This is a genomic window from Macromonas nakdongensis (assembly GCF_002837145.1).
GTDB classification, from domain to species: domain Bacteria; phylum Pseudomonadota; class Gammaproteobacteria; order Burkholderiales; family Burkholderiaceae_C; genus Macromonas_B; species Macromonas_B nakdongensis.
In genome coordinates, this window is the sequence record NZ_NWMV01000103.1 from 1 (window position 1) to 20,361 (window position 20,361).

Annotated in this window: 16 protein-coding genes; 7 read left to right on the forward strand and 9 right to left on the reverse strand. The window is 66.6% G+C overall.

Annotation, left to right across the window (positions count from 1 at the left end; translation table 11 throughout):
• From CON77_RS12825 to soxX, 3 genes are all read left to right on the forward strand, one after another.
• A partial coding sequence (locus tag CON77_RS12825) for a thiosulfate oxidation carrier complex protein SoxZ (protein ID WP_198552370.1) occupies positions 1 to 171 on the forward strand: 171 nt, incomplete at its 5' end.
• A 61-nt stretch (positions 172 to 232) separates the two neighbouring features.
• Positions 233 to 1,036, forward strand: coding sequence for a sulfur oxidation c-type cytochrome SoxA (gene soxA, locus CON77_RS12830; protein ID WP_101049737.1), 804 nt, complete (start codon positions 233 to 235; stop codon positions 1,034 to 1,036).
• A 16-nt stretch (positions 1,037 to 1,052) separates the two neighbouring features.
• Complete coding sequence (soxX, locus tag CON77_RS12835) at positions 1,053 to 1,703, forward strand: sulfur oxidation c-type cytochrome SoxX (protein ID WP_101049739.1); 651 nt, start codon at positions 1,053 to 1,055, stop codon at positions 1,701 to 1,703.
• Positions 1,704 to 1,788: 85 nt separating this feature from the next.
• Here soxX and CON77_RS12840 read toward each other — a convergent pair whose 3' ends face one another.
• The 6 genes from CON77_RS12840 to CON77_RS12865 form a co-directional block, all read right to left on the reverse strand.
• Positions 1,789 to 2,508, reverse strand: coding sequence for an ABC transporter ATP-binding protein (locus CON77_RS12840; RefSeq protein WP_101049741.1), 720 nt, complete (start codon positions 2,506 to 2,508; stop codon positions 1,789 to 1,791).
• Positions 2,505 to 3,257 carry an ABC transporter ATP-binding protein gene (locus tag CON77_RS12845; RefSeq protein WP_101049743.1) on the reverse strand — a complete coding sequence of 251 codons (753 nt, stop codon included), beginning with the start codon at positions 3,255 to 3,257 and terminating at the stop codon, positions 2,505 to 2,507. Before CON77_RS12845 ends, CON77_RS12840 begins: the two co-directional genes overlap by 4 nt.
• The gene (locus CON77_RS12850; RefSeq protein ID WP_101049745.1) at positions 3,250 to 4,305 is read right to left on the reverse strand and encodes a branched-chain amino acid ABC transporter permease; all 1,056 of its coding nucleotides are present in this window, start codon (positions 4,303 to 4,305) and stop codon (positions 3,250 to 3,252) included. The genes CON77_RS12845 and CON77_RS12850 overlap by 8 nt, the downstream gene beginning before the upstream one ends.
• A gap of 26 nt (positions 4,306 to 4,331) precedes the next feature.
• Entirely contained in the window at positions 4,332 to 5,195 is an 864-nt protein-coding gene (locus tag CON77_RS12855) for a branched-chain amino acid ABC transporter permease (RefSeq protein ID WP_101049747.1), read from the reverse strand.
• A 104-nt stretch (positions 5,196 to 5,299) separates the two neighbouring features.
• Complete coding sequence (locus CON77_RS12860; protein ID WP_101049749.1) at positions 5,300 to 6,487, reverse strand: ABC transporter substrate-binding protein; 1,188 nt, start codon at positions 6,485 to 6,487, stop codon at positions 5,300 to 5,302.
• An 87-nt stretch (positions 6,488 to 6,574) separates the two neighbouring features.
• Positions 6,575 to 7,060 (reverse strand): flavodoxin domain-containing protein, encoded by a 486-nt coding sequence (locus tag CON77_RS12865; protein WP_101049751.1) that lies wholly within the window; start codon positions 7,058 to 7,060, stop codon positions 6,575 to 6,577.
• Between the two features lie 192 nt (positions 7,061 to 7,252).
• On the opposite strand from CON77_RS12865, the gene purL reads away from it, so the two are divergent.
• The 3 genes from purL (at position 7,253) to CON77_RS12880 (ending at position 13,910) form a co-directional block, all read left to right on the forward strand.
• Positions 7,253 to 11,266, forward strand: coding sequence for a phosphoribosylformylglycinamidine synthase (gene purL, locus CON77_RS12870; RefSeq protein ID WP_101049753.1), 4,014 nt, complete (start codon positions 7,253 to 7,255; stop codon positions 11,264 to 11,266).
• A gap of 167 nt (positions 11,267 to 11,433) precedes the next feature.
• The gene (locus tag CON77_RS12875; protein ID WP_198552371.1) at positions 11,434 to 13,293 is read left to right on the forward strand and encodes a patatin-like phospholipase family protein; all 1,860 of its coding nucleotides are present in this window, start codon (positions 11,434 to 11,436) and stop codon (positions 13,291 to 13,293) included.
• A 74-nt stretch (positions 13,294 to 13,367) separates the two neighbouring features.
• Positions 13,368 to 13,910 (forward strand): hemerythrin domain-containing protein, encoded by a 543-nt coding sequence (locus CON77_RS12880; RefSeq protein ID WP_101049757.1) that lies wholly within the window; start codon positions 13,368 to 13,370, stop codon positions 13,908 to 13,910.
• A gap of 6 nt (positions 13,911 to 13,916) precedes the next feature.
• Here CON77_RS12880 and CON77_RS12885 read toward each other — a convergent pair whose 3' ends face one another.
• Together CON77_RS12885 and CON77_RS12890 are read right to left on the reverse strand one after the other, a co-directional pair.
• Positions 13,917 to 15,917: a peptidase U32 family protein gene (locus CON77_RS12885; RefSeq protein ID WP_101049789.1), complete on the reverse strand. Its 2,001-nt coding sequence runs from the start codon at positions 15,915 to 15,917 to the stop codon at positions 13,917 to 13,919.
• Between the two features lie 69 nt (positions 15,918 to 15,986).
• Positions 15,987 to 17,516, reverse strand: coding sequence for a sensor histidine kinase (locus tag CON77_RS12890; RefSeq protein ID WP_101049759.1), 1,530 nt, complete (start codon positions 17,514 to 17,516; stop codon positions 15,987 to 15,989).
• Between the two features lie 103 nt (positions 17,517 to 17,619).
• On the opposite strand from CON77_RS12890, the gene CON77_RS15370 reads away from it, so the two are divergent.
• Entirely contained in the window at positions 17,620 to 18,240 is a 621-nt protein-coding gene (locus tag CON77_RS15370; RefSeq protein WP_198552372.1) for a response regulator transcription factor, read from the forward strand.
• A gap of 12 nt (positions 18,241 to 18,252) precedes the next feature.
• On the opposite strand, the gene CON77_RS12900 is transcribed toward CON77_RS15370, so the two are convergent.
• Positions 18,253 to 20,361, reverse strand: a complete 2,109-nt coding sequence (locus CON77_RS12900; protein WP_101049761.1) for a site-2 protease family protein — start codon at positions 20,359 to 20,361, stop codon at positions 18,253 to 18,255.

The following is a 20,361-nucleotide window of genomic DNA, read 5'->3' on the forward strand; positions in this document are numbered from 1 at the left end:
GAAGCCACGCACAACGGCAAGACCGTGCTCAAGTGCGACTGGAGCGGGGCGGTGTCGCAGAACCCGTTCCTGAGCTTCAAGTTCAAGGGCGCGGCCAAGGGCGAGAAGGTCCAGGTCAAGTGGACCGACAACAAGGGCGAGTCCCGCACCGACGAAGCCGCCATCGCCTGAGCGGCGCAGCGATCCACGGCTGTGACACAGCGCAGCCGGGATTCGCAACGAGGAGACGAACATGAAAAAAAACCTGTTGGGCCTGTGCCTGTTGACGTCGTTGGGCGGTGTCACAGGGGCTCTGGCGCAAGATGCCTCAGAGGGCATTGCCAAATACCGTGAGATGTTGCAGGACGGCAACCCGGCCGAGTTGTTCGAGGTCAAGGGCGAAGACCTGTGGAAGACCCCGCGCGGCCCGAAGAAGGCCACGCTGGAGCAGTGCGATCTGGGCAAGGGCCCGGGCGTGGTGAAGGGGGCGTTCGTGGAGTTGCCCCGTTTCTTCAAGGACACGGGCAAGGTGCAGGACCTGGAAAGCCGCTTGCTGACCTGCATGCAGACCTTGCAGGGCATCGACACCCAGAAAGAGGTGTCGGCCCGCCATTTTGGCCAGGGTGAAACGGCCAATGTGGTGGCGCTGGCCACCTGGATTGCCGCGGAGTCCAAAGGCCTGCGTTTCAACCTGCCGCAAACCACGCCGGCCGAGCGCGACATGTACCAGGTTGGCAAGCGCCTGTTCTTCATGCGCGGGGGGCCGCACGATTTCTCGTGTGCGTCGTGCCACGGGGCCGATGGCAAACGCATCCGCCTGCAGGAACTGCCCAACCTGACCAAGAACCCCGGCGATGGCGTGGGCTTTGCCGCCTGGCCGGCCTACCGTGTGTCCAACGGACAGATGTGGAGCATGCAGCACCGGCTCAACGACTGCTACCGCCAGCAGCGCTTCCCCGAGCCCACCTTCGCCAGTGACGTGACCATCGCGCTGGGGGTGTACATGGGGGTGAACGCCAAGGGGGCCGAGTCCATCGTCCCGGCCATCAAGCGCTGATCAGGAGAGACGTGAAATGTTGAAGCAAACTGTGTGGGCCGTGGCCCTGCCGGCTGTGGTGTTGTTGGGCGCGTGCAGCAGCGGCCGGTCGTCGGCCGATTACGACAAGATGACGGCCGACATCGTCAAGGCGTCGTTCGGGGAGCGTGGCATCGTCAAGCTTGACCGCCTGGAGCAGGACATGGCCAACCGCGAATGCGCGGCGGCCGATGTGGCCGGCCAAGCCATGGACGAGAAGGTGGCCAAGGCGATCGAAGAGGCCGAGATGAAAACCATTCGCTGGCCGGCCGATGGCCAGTTTCTGGGCGACTGGAAAGAGGGCGAAAAGATCGCCCAGAGTGGTCGCGGCTTGACCTGGTCGGACAAAGCCACGGACGTGAACGGCGGCAATTGCTACAACTGCCACCAGATTGCCAAGACCGAAATCTCTTTCGGTACCTTGGGGCCCAGTCTGTACAACTACGGCAAGTTGCGCGGGGTGAGCGACCCGAACAGCCCACAAGCCAAGGCCATGCTGGAGTACACCTGGGGCAAACTGTGGAACTCGCGCGCCTACAACGCCTGTTCCCAAATGCCGCGCGTGGGCCACAAGGGCATCCTGAACGAAAAGCAGTTGAAGGACGTGATGGCGCTGCTGCTGGACCCGAAGTCGCCCGTGAACCAGTGAGGCCATGACGGGCATGGGCTGCGGCCCATCCCTGACTGCCACGACAAAAGCCCCGCCCACCGAAAGGTACCGGGGCTTTTGTCATTCAAACACCCAGGTGCTGCTCCAGGATTTCGGGCTGCGACACCAGGGCTTGAGAACTGCCTTCGAACACCACCTGCCCCTTGACCAGGATCACGTTGCGGTCGGTGATCTGGGTGACGTGCTTCCAGTTCTTGTCCACGATGATGCTGCTGATGCCGCTGTCGCGGATCAGCGCGCAGATGCGCCAGATTTCGCGTGCGATCAGGGGCGCCAGACCTTCGGTGGCCTCGTCCAGAATGAGCACGTCCGGGTTGGTCATCAGCGCGCGGCCGATGGTGAGCATCTGCTGCTCGCCACCGCTGAGCTGCTGCCCGCCATGGTTCAGGCGTTCGGCCAGGCGGGGGAAGGTTTCCAGCACCCGGTCGTAGTGCCAGTCGCGCTGGCCGCGCACGCCAGGGCGGGCCGACATCTGCAGGTTTTCCTTCACGCTCAGGTTGCCGAAAATGCCACGGCCTTCGGGTACGTAGGCGATGCCCTGGCGGGCGACCTCGTAGGTGGCGGCCCCGGTTTTGTCCTGCCCTTTGATGCGCACCTGGCCACCGCTGGGTTTGACCAGGCCCATGATGGACTTGAGCAGTGTGCTCTTGCCCATGCCGTTGCGGCCCATGAGCCCGATGGTCTGACCGCGCGCCACGCCAAAGTCGATGCCGCGCAGGATGTGGCTGGCGCCGTAGTGCGTGTGCAGGCCACGGGTTTCGATCAACATTTCCGGTGCACTCATGCTTCTTCACCCAGGTAAGCGGCTTGCACGCCGGCGTCGGCGCGGATTTCGGCCGGTGTGCCGCTGGCGATCACCTGGCCATTGACCATGACGGTGAGGCGGTCGGCCAGGGTGAACACCGCGTCCATGTCGTGTTCCACCAGCATCATGGCGTGGTCTTTCTTGATGGCCAGCAGCAGTTCCACCAGCCGTTCGGCCTCGGCATGGCCCATGCCGGCCAGGGGCTCGTCCAGCAGCAGCACCTGCGGCGCGGTGGCCAGGGTCATGGCGATTTCGAGCTGGCGCTGTTCGCCGTGGCTGATGGCACCGGCCACGAAGCGGGTGCGCGCGGTGAGCCCCGCCAGTTCGATGGCGCGTTCGGCGCGCTCGGCGATGTCGCGCAGGCCGTTGGCCCGCGACAGCCAGCGCGCGGCGTGTGGCGTGCGCGACTGGGCCGCCAGGCGCACGTTCTCCCAAACGCTGAAGGGCAGAAAGATGTTGGTCTTCTGGTAGCTGCGGCCCAGGCCCCAGCGCGAGATGGCTTCGGGGGGCTGGCCCGTCACATCGCGGCCGGCCAGGGTGATGCGGCCTTCGGTGGGCGGCAGGTCGCCCGAGAGCAGGTTGGTCAGTGTGGACTTGCCCGCGCCGTTGGGCCCGATGACCGCGTGCAGGTGGTTGCGCTGCAACGTCAGCGAGACGTTGTTGACCGCGGCCAAGCCGCCAAATCGTTTGGTGAGGTTCTGGGCTTGCAGCAGGATGTCTTCAGCCATGGTGTTCTCCCGTTGCGGCCACGGACCCGGTGGACGGGGCCTGGCCAGAGCGTCGGCCCAGCCGCTCGGCCAGCGTTTGCCCCAGGCCCAGCAGGCCGCGTGGCGCAAAAATGACGACCAGCACGATGAAGCCGCCCATCAGCAGCTGCCAGTGCTTGGTCAGGTCTTTGAACACGTGCATCAGGTATTCGAAGGCAAAGGCTCCGACGATGGCGCCGGCGAAGTTGCCCATGCCGCCCAGGATCACCATCATGATGGCGTGGGCGCTGAGGTGGAAACCCATGAGTTCTGGGTTGACGAAGCCGGTTTGCGCCGCCCACAGGTAGCCGGCCACGCCGGCCAGGATGCCGGCCAGGGTGAAGGCGGTGAGCTTGTACCAGAGGGTGCTGTAGCCCATGGCGCGCATGCGGTGTTCGTTCACCCGGATGCCGGCCAGCGCGCGGCCGAAGGGCGAGAACAGCAGGCGCCGCAAAAACGCGTAGACCAGGAGCAGGGCCGCCAGGGTGAAGTAGAAGAAGGTGACTTTGTTTTCCAGGTCCAGCAGTTCGGCGCCCCCGTTCCAGCCGCCCAGGGCGGTGCTGGGCTTGAAGTTGATGTAGATGCCGTCGGAGCCGCCCAGACCCTTGTTGTCGAAGAACAGGAAGAACACCATCTGGGCGAAGGCCATGGTCACCATGATGAAATAGATACCATGGGTGCGGACCACGAAGAAGCCGATGACCAGGGCGGCCAGACCGGCGCCGGCGGCGGCCAGCGGCAGGCTCCACCACAGGCCGATCGGTGCCCCTTCGGGCGTGAGGAAAGCCAGTGCATAACCGGCCAGCCCGAAGAAGGCGGCATGGCCGAGCGACACCAGGCCAGTGACGCCCTGCAGCAGGTCCAGGCTCATCGCGAAGATGGCCAGGATCATCATCTGCGTGAGCATCTGAAGGTAGTAGTCGGTGTTCTCCAGCCCCATGAAGGGGAAGAGGGCGAGGGCAGCCACCCCCAGCCCGAGCGTGAGCTGCAGGCTGCGGGGCAGGTGTTCCAGGTGGGAGGAGGCTGACATGGGGATGGGCTCAATCGATCATCAATTCATTGCTTGAACAGGCCTTCGGGCTTGTAGAGCAGCACGGCGGCCATCAGCATGTACACCAGCATGCCGGCGACCTGGGGCACCAGCACCTTGCCGAAGGTGTCCACCAGTCCGACCAGCAGCGCGGAGATGAGGGCGCCGCGCACCGAGCCGATACCGCCGATGACCACCACCACGAAGCACATGATCAGCACCGAGCTGCCCATGTTGGGGTAGACGCTGGAGATGGGGGCGGCGATCATGCCGGCGACGGCGGCCAGGCCCACGCCCAGGGCGAACACCACGGCGTGGATCAGGCGGATGTTGATGCCCAGGGCCTCGGTCATGTCGCGGTTGAAGGCGCCGGCGCGGATCTTCATGCCCAGGCGGGTTTTGGAGATCAGCAGGTACAGCCCCAGGGCCAGGAGGATGCAGATGCCCGACATGACCAGGCGGTAGACGGGGTAGGAGAGGGTGTCCGTCAACGGGATGGACCAGTCCAGCAAGGCCGGCACCGGCACCGCGTGCACGTCGTCGCCCCAGATGAGGGAGCGGCTTTCCTCGAAAATGTAAATCAGACCGAATGTGAGCAGCACCTGGTCGAGGTGGTCGCGTTGGTAGAAGTGGCGGAACAGCAGCCACTCCAGCGCGAGCCCCAGCACCACCGACAGGACCGCCCCGACCACGATGGCCAGGAACAGGCTGTCGAGGCTGGCCGAGAGCGACCACGCCATGTAGGCCCCGAGCATGTAGAAGCTGCCGTGGGCGAGGTTGACCACGCCCATGATGCCGAAGATCAGCGTCAGGCCGGCGGCCAGCATGAACAGCAACAGGCCGTATTGCAGGCTGTTGAGCAACTGGATCAGAAAATTGGCGAAGTCCATGGGCGGGCAATCGGGGCAAAAAAAGAGCGGCGCAACGCATGCAAGGACATGGTCGCCGCTCGTCGGTCGGGCACGGGCGGGCCGGGTGGCACCGCCCGCCAGGGTCAGGCCATCTTGCAGCCGGTGGCCGGGTCGGCCACAGCTTTCTGCGCGATGCCGATGACCTTGTTTTCCTTGTTATCCACCTTGCGCAGGTAGATGTCCTGCACCGGGTTGTGGGCCTTGCTCATGGTCCACTTGCCGCGCGGGCTGTCGATCACGGCGCCTTCGAGGGCGGCGTACAGGTCCTTCTTGTTGGACAGATCGCCCTTGACCTTGTTGGCCCCCTGGACCAGCAGCAGGCCGGTGTCGTAACCCTGCACGGCGTACACGTCGGGCTGCATCTTGAAGGCCTTGGCGTATTCCAGGCGGAATTTTTTGTTGCGCGGCGTGTCCAGCGAATCGCTGTAGTGCATGGTGGTCAGCACGCCATTGGCCGCCTCGCCGGCGGCTTCCAGCACGCCTTCGGTCAGGAAGCCGGAGCCGTAGAGCTGGATGGTCTTGTGCAGGCCGGCGGCATGGAAGTCGCGCAGGAACTTGGCCGCGCCACCGCCGGCGAAGAAGCAGGCCACGGCGTCGGGCTTGAGCGCGGCGATTTCGGTCAGCAGCGCCTGGAATTCCACGTTGGGGAAAGGCAGGCCGAGCTTTTTGACGATGGTGCCGCCCGCGGCGGTGTAGCTCTGCTCGAAGCCTTCGTAGGCTTCTTCGCCCGCGGCGTAGTTCCAGGTGATCCAGACGGCCTTCTTGTGGCCACGCTCGACCATGGCCTTGCCCAGCGCCAGGGTGGGCTGGGAATTGGTGAAGCTGGTGCGGAACACGTTGGGCGCGCACAGGGCGCGGGTGGCGGCGTGCACCCCGGCGTTGGGAATGAGGCTGAGCACGCCGGTGTCGCGGGCGACGCGGTGGATGCCCATCTGCACCCCGGAATGGACGGTGCCGACCAGCACGTCGACGCGGTCGCGCTGGACCAGGCGCTGGGCGTTCTCGATGCCCTTGGCGGGGTTGGATTCGTCGTCCACCTTGAAGAACTCGACTTCGCGGCCGCCCAGCTTGCCACCCTGTTCGTTCAGGGCCATGCGGAAACCGTTTTCGATGGCCACGCCGAGTTGGGCGAAGGTGCCGGTGTAGGGCAGCATGAAGCCCACGCGCACTTTGTTGGACTGTGCCTGCACCAGTTGCGGCAGCAGCAGGCCGCTGGATGCGGCGCCGATGACGGCGGCACTGCGGGTGAGGACGAGGCGGCGGGTGGTCATGGGTGGTGTCTCCTGTGGTGAATCGAACGGGTGATGCTAGGCACGAATCGCAAGGGCGGGAAGCTGGCTAACCCCTACGGAGGGCGCTCAGGCCTGGGCCGGCGCGGTCGCGCGCAGGACCGGCAGGTGGGTGTTGAGCCACTCGCGGCACCAGGCGATGCCGGCGTCTTCCGGCACCACGCCGCTGCTGGCGTCGTGGGTCCAGACATCGCCCAGGCGCTGCGCACCCAGGTCGCTCAGTTTTTCGTCGAATTGCCGGCCCCCCATGGCGAAGGTCATGGGGTAGCTGCCCTGGTCGCCCAGGGACATGACGCCGTAGCGCACATGGCCCAGGAATTTGGGCTCGCTGCAGAGGCTGGCGAACAGGGCCTGGGCGTTGTCGGGCACGTCGCCGCTGCCGTAGGTGGCCGAGCAGATCAGGAACAGGGCGGGTTCGTCGAACACGGTCACGTCCAGTCCGTCCATGAGCTGGACCTCGATCTGGTCCACCAGGTCGGCGCAGTCGAGTTCGATCGATTGCGCCACGCTCTCGGCGGTGTTGGTGGTCGTGCCCACCAGAATCTTCAGTTTCATGGTCGGTGTGCCTTGGAGTGCGGCCGTGTGATGAATTAAATTGCCTCTCGATGCATGCAATATACTGCATGAATGTCGTTGGAGCGACTCAGGTAAACCCTAGGTGTGGCGAGTGAGGCTGCGGTCGGTTGCACCGGGAGGCGCGCCGTCTACCGGTAAAATTCGGGGTCATTTTTCACCTCAGGCCACAACGTGACCCAGCACATCACCCCGATCGAGGGCGGCGACGCCCTTGGCAACTTCCGCGCCCAACAACTCCTGCCCCGCCTGCAAGCCATCAGCGACAAGATTGTGGGCATCGCGGCCCGTTTTGTGCACCTGGTGGACACGCTGGAACCCGTGTCGGTGCAGCAGCTGTCGAAATGGCAGGCCCTGCTGACCTACGGTGAGCCTTACGCCGGCCCCGTCGATGGGCCACTGGTGGTGGTGACGCCGCGTTTCGGCACCGTGTCGCCCTGGGCGTCCAAGGCCACCGACATCGCCCACAACTGCGGTTTCCAGGTCAAGCGCGTGGAGCGCATCACCGAATACCGCCTGACGCTGAAATCGGGCTTGCTGGGCAAGGCCGAACTGAACACCGCGCAGTGGCAGCAGGTGGCCGTGCTGCTGCACGACCGCATGACCGAAAGCGCCGTGGCCAGCCGCGCCGACGCGCACCAGCTGTTCACCGAACTGCACCCGGCCCCGATGGAGCACGTGGACGTGCTGGGCGGTGGCCGTGCGGCGCTGGAGCGGGCCAACGTAGTCTGGGGCTTGGCCCTGGCCGATGACGAAATTGACTACCTCGTCAACGCCTTCAATGGCCTGGGCCGCAACCCGACCGACGTGGAGCTGATGATGTTCGCCCAGGCCAACAGCGAACACTGCCGCCACAAGATCTTCAACGCCCAGTTCACCATCGACGGCGTGGCGCAGGACAAGAGCCTGTTCGCCATGATCCGCAACACGCACCAGCTGGCACCGCAGCACACCGTGGTGGCCTATTCGGACAACGCTTCGGTGATGGAGGGCAACCCCATCGAGCGTTTCGTGGCCAAGTCCACCGGCGCGGCCAGCCCGGCCTACACCAAAGAGCAGGCGCTGCAGCACGTGCTGATGAAGGTGGAAACCCACAACCACCCGACCGCCATTTCGCCCTTCCCAGGCGCCTCCACCGGCGCGGGCGGTGAAATCCGCGACGAAGGCGCCACCGGCCGTGGCTCCAAGCCCAAGGCGGGCATGACCGGCTTTACCGTGTCCAAGCTGTGGGGCGGTTGGTCCGACCAAGTGGGCGGCAAGCCCGAGCACATCGCCAGCCCGCTGCAGATCATGACCGAAGGTCCGCTGGGCGGCGCCGCGTTCAACAACGAATTCGGCCGGCCCAACCTGGTCGGCTATTTCCGCGAGTACGAGCAGACCATCGCCAGCGACGTGGACACCGTGCGGCGCGGCTACCACAAGCCCATCATGATCGCGGGCGGTCTGGGTGGCATCGATGCCCAGCAGACCAAGAAGATCGAATTCCCCGCCGGCACGCTGTTGATCCAGCTGGGCGGCCCCGGCATGCGCATTGGCATGGGCGGCGGCGCGGCCAGTTCCATGGCCACCGGCGTCAACGCCGCCGACCTGGACTTCGACTCGGTGCAGCGTGGCAACCCCGAAATCGAGCGCCGGGCGCAGGAGGTCATCAACCACTGCTGGCAGCAGGGCACGGCCAACCCCATCCTGGCCATCCACGACGTGGGCGCGGGCGGTTTGTCCAACGCCTTCCCGGAACTGACCAACGATGCCGGCCGTGGCGCCCGGTTCGACCTGCGCGCCGTGCCGCTGGAAGAGTCCGGTCTGTGCCCAAAGGAAATCTGGTCGAACGAGAGCCAGGAACGCTATGTGCTGGCGATCGCGCCCGAATCGCTGGCGCAGTTCCAGGCCTTCTGCGAGCGCGAGCGTTGCCCCTTCGCCGTGGTCGGCGTGGCCACCGAAGAACGCCAATTGGTGCTGGCCGACGAGGGCGCCGAAAGCCCGGTCGACATGCCCATGGACGTGCTGCTGGGCAAACCGCCCAAGATGCACCGCGACGTCAAGCGCGTGCAACGCCAGGTGCCGCCCATCGACTTGAACGGCGTGGCATTGCAACAAGCGGTGATCGACGTGCTGAGCCACCCCACCGTGGCGTCCAAGCGCTTCCTGGTCACCATCGGCGACCGCGCCGTGGGGGGCTTGAGCCACCGCGACCAGATGGTCGGCCCCTGGCAGGTGCCGGTGGCCGACGTGGCCGTGACGCTGGCCGACTACCAGGGCTTTGCCGGCGAAGCCATGAGCATGGGCGAGCGCACCCCGCTGGCCGCCACCGACGCGCCCGCGTCCGGCCGCATGGCCGTGGCCGAGGCCATCACCAACCTGCTGGCCGCGCCGATCGAACTGCCGCGCGTCAAGCTGTCGGCCAACTGGATGGCCGCCTGTGGCGAAGTCGGCGAAGACGCCGACCTGTACGACACCGTCAAGACCGTGGGCATGGAACTGTGCCCGGCGCTGGACATCAGCATCCCGGTGGGCAAGGACTCGCTGTCCATGCGCACGCAGTGGCAGGCCGATGGCGCCACCCAGAAAGTCACCTCACCGGTCAGCCTGATCATCTCCGCCTTCGCCACGCTGCCCGATGTGCGCGGTACCCTGACGCCGCAGCTCAACGCGCAGGAAGACGACACCACCCTGGTGCTGGTGGACTTGGGCAAGGGCCAGCACCGCATGGGCGGCTCCATCCTGGCGCAGGTGCTGAACCAGCCGGGCGGCGCCGTGCCCGACCTGGACGACGCGCAAGACCTGAAACGGTTGGTGGACGCCGTCAACGTGCTGCGCGCCCAGGGCCAGATCCTGGCCTACCACGATCGCAGCGACGGCGGCCTGCTGGCCGCGGTGGCCGAAATGGCCTTCGCCGGCCACGTGGGCGTGAGCCTGAACGTGGACATGCTGGTGACCGAAGGCGACGGTATTTCCGACAGCCGCATGGACACCGGCGACGCCAAGAACTGGGCCACCCAGGTCGGCGCCCGCCGCGAGGAACTCACGCTCAAAGCCCTGTTCAACGAGGAACTGGGCGTGGTGCTGCAGGTGCGCACGGCGGAGCGCAACGCCGTCATGCAGACCCTGCGCGAACACGGCTTGAGCAAACACAGCCACTTCATCGGCAAGACCCGCCCGCTCAGTTCCTCCATCGACCTGGGCAAGGGCGAGCTGCAAGTGTGGCGCGACACCAAGCAGGTGTTCGGCGCCAGCCTGTTCGACCTGCACCAGGTCTGGGACAGCGTGAGCTGGAAGATCAACCAGCAGCGCGACAACCCCGCCTGCGCCGACGCCGAACACGCCGCCGCTGGCGTGCCGAGCGACCCGGGCATGCACGTGGCGCTGACCTTCGACCCGGCCGACAACGTGGCCGCGCCGTACCTGAACCTGGCCAAGCCGAAAGTGGCCATCCTGCGCGAGCAGGGCGTCAACTCGCACGTGGAAATGGCCTACGCCTTCACCGAGGCTGGCTTCGACGCCTACGACGTGCACATGACCGACCTGCAAACCGGCCGCGCCAAGCTGCAGGACTTCAAGGGCGTGGTCGCGTGCGGCGGCTTCAGCTACGGCGACACCCTGGGTGCCGGCATCGGCTGGGCGCGCAGCATCACCTTCAACCCGGTGCTGACCGAGCAGTTCCAGGGCTTCTTTGGCCGCAGCGACACCTTCGGCCTGGGCGTGTGCAACGGCTGCCAGATGTTCGCCGAGCTGGCCGACATCATCCCCGGCGCCGAAGCCTGGCCGCGCTTCACCACCAACCAGAGCGAGCGTTTCGAGGCCCGACTCTCGATGGTGGAAGTGTTGGATTCACCCAGCCTGTTCCTGCAAGGCATGGCCGGCAGCCGCCTGCCGATCGCGGTGGCGCACGGCGAGGGTTACGCCAACTTCAAGCACCGCGGCAACCCGGCCCAGGCCATCGCCGCCATGCGTTTCGTTGACAACCTGGGCCAGGCCACCGAGCAATACCCGTTCAACCCCAACGGCAGCGCTGGCGGTCTGACCAGCGTGACCACGGCCGACGGCCGCTTCACCGCCATGATGCCGCACCCCGAACGCGTGTTCCGCAACATCCAGATGAGCTGGACCGACCTCGCCGCCTCCGGTGGCCAGGACGCGCTCAGCCCCTGGATGCGGATCTGGCGCAACGCGCGCAAGTGGGTGGGCTGATTTCCCATCCCCCCTTGTTCGATGAGCCCGGCGCGACAGCCGGGCTTTTTTTTTGCCGCCAAACGCACCACAATGGGCCCCGAACGATGTTCAGAATAAGCATTTGCCGCGGTGGGGGGATGGAGACGCCCCCGTCTGGAAAACACCCCGGCACAGAGGAGCAGCCCATGCAGAACGACCACCCCCTGGCGGACGAGATCGAACGCAGCCGTCGCGCCGCCCTTCGCCAATACCTGGCCCACAGTTTTGGTCCCATCCCCGAAGGCACCTGGCAGGCCATCTGTGCCTGCGTCGAATGGCAGGTGCTGCACACCGGCGATGTGCTGATGACCCAGGGCGACCCCGGCGACACCGCCTTCCTCAGCCTGAGCGGGCGCCTGCGCGTGTACGTGACGGGCGACGATGGCGTGTCCCGCATGGTGCGCGAACTCGGCCGCGGCGAGATCATCGGCGAACTCAGCCTGTTCACCGGCGCCCCCCGCTCCGCGACCGTGGTCGCCGTGCGCAAATCGCTCGTGGCCCGGCTGGACAAAGCGCACTTCCACGCGCTGGTGGCGCGCAACCCGCAGGTGTCCATCGCCTTGACCCAGAAGATCATCGAGCGCCTGCAGACCCAGCACCAGCGTCAGCCGGTGCCGGCCCCGGTGATGTTGAGCCTGCTGCCCATCACCGCGGGGGTCAATGCCCGGGCCTTCGCCGCATCGCTGGCCCAAGCCCTGCAGCGCCATGGGCGGGTGCACGTCGCCCAGGCCCCAGCCGATCCGGCGTGGCGCACGGAGCGCCTGTCCGATGCCCTGGACGGGCTGGAGGCCCAGCACGATTTCGTGCTCCTGGTCGTCGACACCCAGCCCAACGAATGGACCCGCACCTGCCTGGCCCACAGCGACGAGGTGTTGCTGCTGGCCGATGCCACCCAGCCGGTGGCGATGCACCCGGTGGAAACGGCCTGTCTGGCGGACGACGACGGCACGCGCAGCGAGGTGGCCGAAACCCTGGTGCTGCTGCACCCGGCCGACACGGTGTCGCCCCTGGGCATGCGCGCCTGGGTCGATCGCCGGCCGGTGACCGGACACGTCAACCTGCGGCCCACACTGATTCGCGACATGGAACGCCTGGCCCGCTTGCTGAGCCGCACCGCCGTGGGCCTGGTGCTGGCCGGGGGCGGGGCCCGGGGTTTTGCCCACCTGGGCATCTGGCGCGCCCTGCGCGCCCGTGGCATCGAGATCGACTGCGTCGGCGGCACCAGCATGGGGGCGGTGATGGCCGCCGTCATCGCCGCCGACCGCGAGATGCACACCACGCTGGACGTCACGCGCGAAGCCTTCCGCGTCAACCCCACCGGCGACTACAACCTGCTGCCGCTGGTGTCGCTCATCAAAGGCCAGCGGGTACGTGCCGCGGTGCGCAACGCCATCCAGCGGCTCATGGGCGGTCCGGTGGACATCGTCGATCTGTGGAAAGGCTACTTCTGCATCGCCAGCAACTACACCAAAGGTCAGGAGATGCGGTTGCACCAGGGCGACCTGGGCCGTTCTGTGTTGGCCAGCATCGCCATTCCTGGGGCCTTGCCGCCGGTGGTGATGGCCGGCGATCTGGTCTGCGACGGCGGCACCTTCAACAACTTTCCGGCCAACGTGATGCGCGAAATGCGCGGGGTTGGCCGGGTGGTGGGGGTGGACCTGGGCGCACGCAGTGGCCGCCCGCTCGACTTCGACGAAATGCCCAGCGCCTGGCAGTTGCTGTGGGACCGCTTCAAACCCCGGAGCCAACGCCGCTACCGTGTGCCTTCTCTGGTGTCTTACCTGCTCAACGTCACCATTCTGTACAGCGTGTCGCGCCAGTCGGAGTCGCGCCGGCAGACCGATCTGTACTTCAACCCGCCCCTGCTGCGGGTGGGCCTGCTGCAGTGGAACCGTTTCCGTGACATCGTGGAGCAGGGCGAAGCGCACGCCCACGAGGTGTTGAACGCCCTGAGCCCGGCCGAGAAGGCGCGTTGGGGTTTGCCGGCCGATTCGGCCGTCTCTTGACGCGCATCAAGACCGGCATGGGGCGGCCTCTCTAGACTGGTACAAGCTAAACCCACACACCATCCGGAGATACCATGACCGCCTCCCCAGTCGCCATCGACAGCGCCCCCGTGCAGGACTTTGCCCAGTGCCACGCCGGCATCTTCAAGAAGCTGGACCTGCTGGGTGAATTGCCGGCGTTGCTGGAGCCCGCTGCCCGGGCCCGAGACATCGCCGAAAAAGCGGTGGAATTTTTCCGCGAAGCGATTTTCGAGCACCACCTGGACGAGGAGCGCGAACTGTTCCCCGCCGTGCTCGCCAGCGCCCAGCCGGGTGCCGAGCAAGACCGGGTACGCGCCATGGCGCAGCGCCTGACCGATGAGCACCGCGAACTCGAAGGCATCTGGAAACGGCTGGAGTCCGGCCTGAAAAAAATCGCCAAGGGACAGAACGCCGACGTGGACGTGGGCGACATCCAACGCCTGGTGCTGCAATACCAGGCCCACGCCCGCTTCGAAGAGGCCGAATTCCTGCCCCTGGCCCAGACCGTGCTCGGGCGCAACGCCAACCACATGGCGGCGCTGGGCCTGTCGCTGCACATGCGACACGCGGTGCCACCGCTGGCCGCTTACGTCTGACGCGCCTCAGTGCACCGGGTGGGCCTGGGGCCGGGTCTTGTAGAACTGGACCGGGCTCTCTGACACGCTGTTGAGCACGCTGCGCTTGATCTTGCCGACCACGTGCATCTCGCAGGGTTTGCAGTCGAAGCGCAGGGTGAGCCTTTCCTTGCCGTTGATGAGTTGCAGGGGTTCGGCGCGCACGGTGCCCTGCACGCCGGTGACGCCCTTGGCCTGCTTGGGGCACAGGCTCAGGCTGTAGCGCACGCAGTGCTTGGTGATCATCAGGCTCACCTCGCCTTCTTCCTCGTGCGCCTCGTAGGCGGCGGCGATCACCTGGACACCGTGTTTGTGGTAGAAGTCCCGCGCCTTCTGGTTGAACACGTTGGCCAGGTAGCTCAGGGTGTCTTCGGGGTAGGGCACGGGCGGCTGCACCGGCACGGCGCGCGGCAGGCGTTGCAGGGCCTGGGCACGGGCGTGTTCCAGGTTGGCCACGGCGTCGCGGCGCAAGGCGTTGAGTTGTGAGGCCGGCACGAACCAGGGCTGCGACAGTTGCACCTGGATGTCGTGCGCCTGGAACAGGGTGTCGCCCAGGCGGCCCAGTTGTTCCCGCAGCTTGTCCGCGGCCTGGTCGGGGGTTTTGGCCAGTTCCCAGGTGCCGGCCAGGGTCGCACGGCCGACGTGGCCGTCCTCGTCGGTCAGGTTCAACTGCAGGCCCGTCGGACTGTCGTGCAGGCCGACCCAGACACCGATGCGGCGCTCGGCGGACTTCTTTTCCAGCCCGCGCACCCAGTCCATGCTGCGGTTGCGGTTGACTTCGGTGCCTTTGCGCAGGTCTTTGAAGCCGGCCATCGGGTCTTTGGGGAAGATGCGCCACTGCGCAGCCGGCTTGCCCTTGCCGATGCGTTCCACCCGGTTGGTCTGCAGCCCCACCAGTTCTTTGTGCAGGTCGTGGTAGCACAGACCGTCGCCGTTGCTCAGTTCGGTGGCCGGGTCGTTGACCTCGATGTCCACGCTGTCGGCGTTCACCTGGGTCACCCAGCCGATCGGCAGGCCCGGGTTCTTCGGGCTGTCGAAGGCGCCAATGTCTTCCTTGCGACCCTGGACAAAGTAGTCGGTGAACTCGCGGTTGAAGTTCTGGTTCGGGTCGGGCTGGAAGAAGAAGGTGCATTCGCCGCTGGAGGCGCGCGCCAGTTCCGGGCGTTCTTCCAGAATGCCGTCGAGCAGCAGGCGGTAATGGGCGGTGATGTTTTTCACGTAGCCCATGTCCTTGTAGCGGCCTTCGATCTTGAAGCTGCGCACGCCCGCGTCCACCAGGGCGCGCAGGTTGTCGCTCTGGTTGTTGTCTTTCATGCTGAGCACGTGTTTGTCGTGCGCGACGATGCGGCCCTGGGCGTCTTTCACCTCGTAGGGCAGGCGGCAGGCCTGCGAGCAATCGCCGCGGTTGGCGCTGCGCCCGGTGTGGGCGTGGCTGATGTAGCACTGGCCGCTGTAGGCCACACACAGCGCACCGTGCACGAAAAACTCCAGAATGGCGCGGTTCGGCGCATCCACCGGCCCCAGTCCCTGGTGGATGGCGGCGATCTGTGGCAGCGTGAGTTCGCGGGCCAGCACGATCTGGCTCAGGCCGGCGTCCTGCAGGAAGCGGGCTTTTTCCGGGGTGCGGATGTCGGTCTGGGTGCTGGCGTGCAGCTGGATGGGGGGCAGGTCCAGCTCCAGTAGGCCCATGTCCTGGACAATGAGCGCATCGACCCCGCTGTCGTACAACTGGTGGATGAGGCGGCGGGCGGGCTCCAGCTCGTCGTCGCGCAGGATGGTGTTGAGCGTGACGAAGACCCGGCTGTGGTAACGGTGGGCGTGCCGCACCAGTCGCTCGATGTCGGCCACCGAATTGTCGGCGCTGGCCCGCGCCCCGAACGACGGCCCGCCGATGTAGACGGCGTCGGCGCCGTGGTTCACGGCCTCGATGCCGATGTCGGCGTCGCGCGCGGGGGAGAGCAGTTCGAGTTGGTGGGGCAGCATGGCAATGGGCGGGTGGGGCACCCGTCAACGGGCAAACCCGTATTGTCCCCCGAGCCGCTGTTTTTTGCTGGGGTTTCAGGCGTCTGCAGCGGTGGGCGTGGCCGCCAGGGGCAGCCACACCTCCACCACGGCACCCGGACCCTGGTCCGTTGGTCGGTTGAAGGCGCGCAGTTCGCCACGCCAGGACTCCACGATCATCTGCGAGAAACTCAGGCCCACGCCCACCCCGCGCGCCTTGGTGGTGCGCAAAGGCACGTTGGCTTGCAGCACCACGTGGTCGGGCAGGCCCGGGCCGTTGTCTTGCACGCTCAGCACCTGGTAGCGGCGCCCCTGGGCCTGGCGCAAGGCGGTGTCCAGCACCAGCTGCCGGCCACCTACCGGCGGTGCACCATTGGCCGTTGGCAGTTCCAGGGCTTCCAGGGCATTGGTGGCGAGGTTGAAGATCACCCGCTGCAGCAAGGCGGCGTTGGCCTGCACCCAGGTGCCGTCCAGCCCATGCGCTTGGTGCGTGAGGGCCACCTGTTGCCGCCGGGCCTGGGTGTGCAGGATCGGCAGGATGTCCACCAGCACCTCGTCCAGGCGCAACGGTTCAAGGGTGGCAGGCTGCCCATCCATGAGGGTGCGCAAGGCCATCAGGGTGTCCGACAGCTTGCGGACCATGCCCTGGGCGTGCCGGATGCGCAGGCGCTGCGGGTCGGCTTCCGGGCCATCGCTTTGCTCGGCCTGCAGGGACAGGCTGTCCAGAATCGAAGTCAGGGCCTGCAGCGGCTGGCTGATCTCGTGCACGATGGCGGAGTTGTACAGCGACAGCTTGCTGACCGAGGAGAAGCGCGAATTCAGGACGATCATCTCGTCGCGCTGGCGCAGCACGGCCTCCAGATCCAGGGCGTGCGCTTCGGCCAGGCGCTGCTTTTCTTCGGCCCGGGCCTGGTCCTGGGCCTGGGCCAGCTGACGCCGGTGCAGCTTTTCCATCACAAAGCCGCCGTAACCCACCGACTGCAGCGCCGACACGATGGTCAGGAGCACCACCGACACGTTGGTGGCGACCGAGCCGGCAAACACCTCCGGTCCACCACCGGCGGCCAGGGCCTGGAACCAGCGGTAGATGTTGGGCAGCAGGATCATGGCGATGCCCAAAGCCACCATCAGCAGGCCGCGACTTTGGTGTTGACGCATCACCCGCCACAGCCACCAGATCAGCAGCGCGTCCCCCACGTTCAGCAACAGCAGGTTCAACAGGTAACCCCAGGACATGCGCAGGCCGACCGCATCCAGGCCATACTGCAACAGGGCGTAGGCCGCAAAACCGCCCGTGGCCCAGCGCCAATCGACCGGACGGCCACCCAATTCCCAGCGCATGGATTCGATGGCCAGCCCCACGGCCAGCACAAACAGCACCGCCGCCGTGACATTGAAGCGCTGCAGCACCCCCAGCAGCACCAGGGCCGCAGCGTTGGCCGCGACCGCGGCAAACCACCATTGGGCACCGCGGTCCCGGTTGCCCCGCAGGAACAACCAGATCAGCGCGGGCAGGCCGACGATGAGCGTCAGGCTCAGCACCAGCAGCAGCTGGAAGGCGGGAAAGGCCGGGGCGACGTTCGGCATGGTCGTGGCAGACAGAAGGACCCGCCCACTACCCAATTGGGTATGGGGCACGAGAATGATCGAAGTAAGATGCGTAGAGCATTTTTGCACTGATTTCCGCTCGATGAATCCCTCTGCGCAAGGTTACGTCTACCTGGTGGACGACGACCCCGACATCCGCTTTTACCTGTCCGACCTGTTGCGGCAGCTGGGCTATGTGGTGGCCACCTTTGCCGATGCCGACACGTTTTTCAAGGAGTCGATGGACCTGTCGCCCGCGGTGGTGCTGATGGACATGCGCATGCCCGGCCTGACCGGTGTGCAGGCGCAGCAGCGTCTGCAGGCCATCGGCCGGCAGACGCCGGTGGTGTTCATCAGCGGCGAAAGCCACCCCCAGGAGATCATCGACGCCATGAAAGGCGGGGCGGTCGACTTCCTGATCAAGCCCTTCAACCGCGAGCAGCTCGTCGCGGCGCTGGACCGGGCGCTGGCGCGGGATGTGAAGCAGCGTGACCAATTTGTGCGCCTGACCCACGTCCAGCGCATGTTCAAAGCCTTGACCGAGCGCGAGCGGGAGGTGTTTTTTCTGATTCTGCAGGGGCATGCGAACCAGTCGATTGGCGAGCTGACCGGCGTGCAGGCCGACACGGTCAAAAAGCACCGCGCCGCGGTGTTCGACAAGTTTCAGGTGTCGTCCACAGCCGAGTTGATGGCGCTGTGTGCCGGCCTGGATCTGGCGAACTGAGCGGGAGCGGGCTCAGAAACTCATCTCGCGCCACAGCACCGCCAGGGCCTGCTGCAGGTAGCGGCTGGCCGGTGCCGACCAATCGGCGTGGATGGTGACGCGGCCGCGCCAGCCCATCTGAACCCAGTGCGCGGGCAGAGGCCCTTCCGGCTCCAGGGTGACGCGGTAGATGGCCCGCTCGGGCACCAGCTGACCGGCGGTTTCCCGGGTCAGCACATGGCCACCGAGGTGGGCCGCCAGCTCCGGGCGCGGCAGGACGCGGGTGGCGTCGGTGTCCACCGCCAGCACACGCAGGCGCAGGCTGGCGTGTGCCGGGCCATCGGCCAGGAACAGCGCATCGTCGCCGGCGTGCACGCGCTGCACCACATCTTCCTCCAGCCAGGTTTCCACCAGCCAGCGGCCGTCGTCGCGCACCAGCAGGGCGATGCGTTCCTGGCGCTGCAGCCATTGGCCCACGTGCAGGTCGGGGTCGAGGTCGCGCAGGTGGCCGGCAAACGGGGCGGTGGGGTGGTAATGCCGCCACTCGGTGTCCAGGCTGGCCAGCTCGGCCTGGGTGGCTTGCAGGGCGTTTTCGTGCACCAGCAGGCGGGTGCGCGTTTCGGCGTCAAACGCCGATGACGCGGCCTGCCAGCGCACCTGCTCCAGCCGGGACTGCAGGGCCTGGCGGCGCAGTGCCAGGTCGGGCACGTAGAGCTGCACCAGGGTGTCGCCGGCCCGGACCTGTGCCCCTTCGCCGAAGGGGAGGGCCTCGATGCGTGCCCCCGATGGGGCGAACACCGGCCAGACTTCGGTCGGGTGCAGCATCGCGCTGGCGGTGACCCGCCCTGGCCAGGGCACCACGGTCAGGCCCAGCAGCAGGGCCAGGGCGGTGGCGGTCCAGCGGCTGCGACGCTGGGCGCGGATTTCGGGCCAGCGGGCGGCCCAGACCCGCAGCTCCCGGGCGATCGGCCACCAGACGAACCAGATGATTTCCACCGCGAACAGCACCACGCCCAGGGCCTTGAAGAAGTGGTGGTAGACCAGCAGCGCAATGCCCAGGAACAGCACCAGCCGGTACACCCAGGTGGCCCAAGCGAAGGCGATCAGGGCGCGCTGGCGCTGCACCGTCACGTGTTCGGGCGGGGCGTCGCTCCAGCCGAACAGCACGCGCCGCAGGTGCCAGCGCGCGAGGGCGAAGCTGCGCTCGTGCAGGTTGGGCCAGTCCAGCCAGTCCGACAGGATGAAGTAGCCGTCGAAGCGCATGAAGGGGCTGGCGTTGATGGCCAGCGTCGCCACCCAGCTGGTGGTGGCCAGCACGAAGGCGGCCGATTTCAGCCCCCCTTCGGGCAGGAAACCCCAGGCCAGCGTGGCCCAGGCCGCCACCCCCAGTTCGGTCAGTATGCCGGCCGCCGCCACGAGCAGGCGCTGGCGGTGGCTGGTGAGGCGCCAGGTTTCGTTGGTGTCGGTGTAGGCCACGGGCCACATCACTAGAAAGGCCAGCCCCATGGTGGGCACGCGGCAGCCCATGCGCTTGGCGGTGAAGGCGTGCCCCAGTTCGTGCAGGAATTTCACGCAGATCAGGGCCACGCCGTAAGACGCCAGCCCTTCCCAGTTGAAGGTGTCCACCAGGGAGGCGGTGAACACGTCCCAGCGGCGCAGCACCTGCGTCAGGCCCAGCAGCAGGGCGCCGAGCGTGAGCCACAAAAAGGTGCGGCTGTACAAGGCACCGGCCACGCCTTGCCAGCGGCCCAGCCAGGCGTCGGGCCGCCACAGGGGAATGCGGAAAAACAGGTAGTGGTGCAGCAGCCATTTCAGGGGGCTGCCCTGCATCTGGGCCAGTCGGTCCGCCATCTGGCGTGGACTTTGGGCAACGCGGGGTTGCACCAACTGGTTCTGCTGCAGAAACTGGGCCACGGCCAGCACGTCGTCGGCCGTGAGTTGCAAGGTGGTCTGCTGGGCGATGTCGCTGGCCATGGCTTCGGGGTCGTCCAGGGGCCAGCGCTGCAGCACTTCAAAAGTGGGCCAGTCGATGCGGAAGAACAGGTTGCGCACCGGATCGTGCAGCGTCCAGCTGGGCTGGCCGTCGGCCAGGGCCGGCCCGGGCAGCAGGCTCAGTTCTTCGCGCAGGGTGGGCAAGGGCAT

Excerpts from the sequence above, each read along its gene's own strand:
- soxA (WP_101049737.1), top strand. The coding sequence starts at position 233 with ATGAAAAAAAACCTGTTGGGCCTGTGCCTGTTGACGTCGTTGGGCGGT.
- soxX (WP_101049739.1), top strand. The coding sequence starts at position 1,053 with ATGTTGAAGCAAACTGTGTGGGCCGTGGCCCTGCCGGCTGTGGTGTTG.
- CON77_RS12840 (WP_101049741.1), bottom strand. The coding sequence starts at position 2,508 with ATGAGTGCACCGGAAATGTTGATCGAAACCCGTGGCCTGCACACGCAC.
- CON77_RS12845 (WP_101049743.1), bottom strand. The coding sequence starts at position 3,257 with ATGGCTGAAGACATCCTGCTGCAAGCCCAGAACCTCACCAAACGATTT.
- CON77_RS12850 (WP_101049745.1), bottom strand. The coding sequence starts at position 4,305 with ATGTCAGCCTCCTCCCACCTGGAACACCTGCCCCGCAGCCTGCAGCTC.
- CON77_RS12855 (WP_101049747.1), bottom strand. The coding sequence starts at position 5,195 with ATGGACTTCGCCAATTTTCTGATCCAGTTGCTCAACAGCCTGCAATAC.
- CON77_RS12860 (WP_101049749.1), bottom strand. The coding sequence starts at position 6,487 with ATGACCACCCGCCGCCTCGTCCTCACCCGCAGTGCCGCCGTCATCGGC.
- CON77_RS12865 (WP_101049751.1), bottom strand. The coding sequence starts at position 7,060 with ATGAAACTGAAGATTCTGGTGGGCACGACCACCAACACCGCCGAGAGC.
- CON77_RS12875 (WP_198552371.1), top strand. The coding sequence starts at position 11,434 with ATGCAGAACGACCACCCCCTGGCGGACGAGATCGAACGCAGCCGTCGC.
- CON77_RS12880 (WP_101049757.1), top strand. The coding sequence starts at position 13,368 with ATGACCGCCTCCCCAGTCGCCATCGACAGCGCCCCCGTGCAGGACTTT.
- CON77_RS12890 (WP_101049759.1), bottom strand. The coding sequence starts at position 17,516 with ATGCCGAACGTCGCCCCGGCCTTTCCCGCCTTCCAGCTGCTGCTGGTG.
- CON77_RS15370 (WP_198552372.1), top strand. The coding sequence starts at position 17,620 with ATGAATCCCTCTGCGCAAGGTTACGTCTACCTGGTGGACGACGACCCC.
- CON77_RS12900 (WP_101049761.1), bottom strand. The coding sequence starts at position 20,361 with ATGCCCTTGCCCACCCTGCGCGAAGAACTGAGCCTGCTGCCCGGGCCG.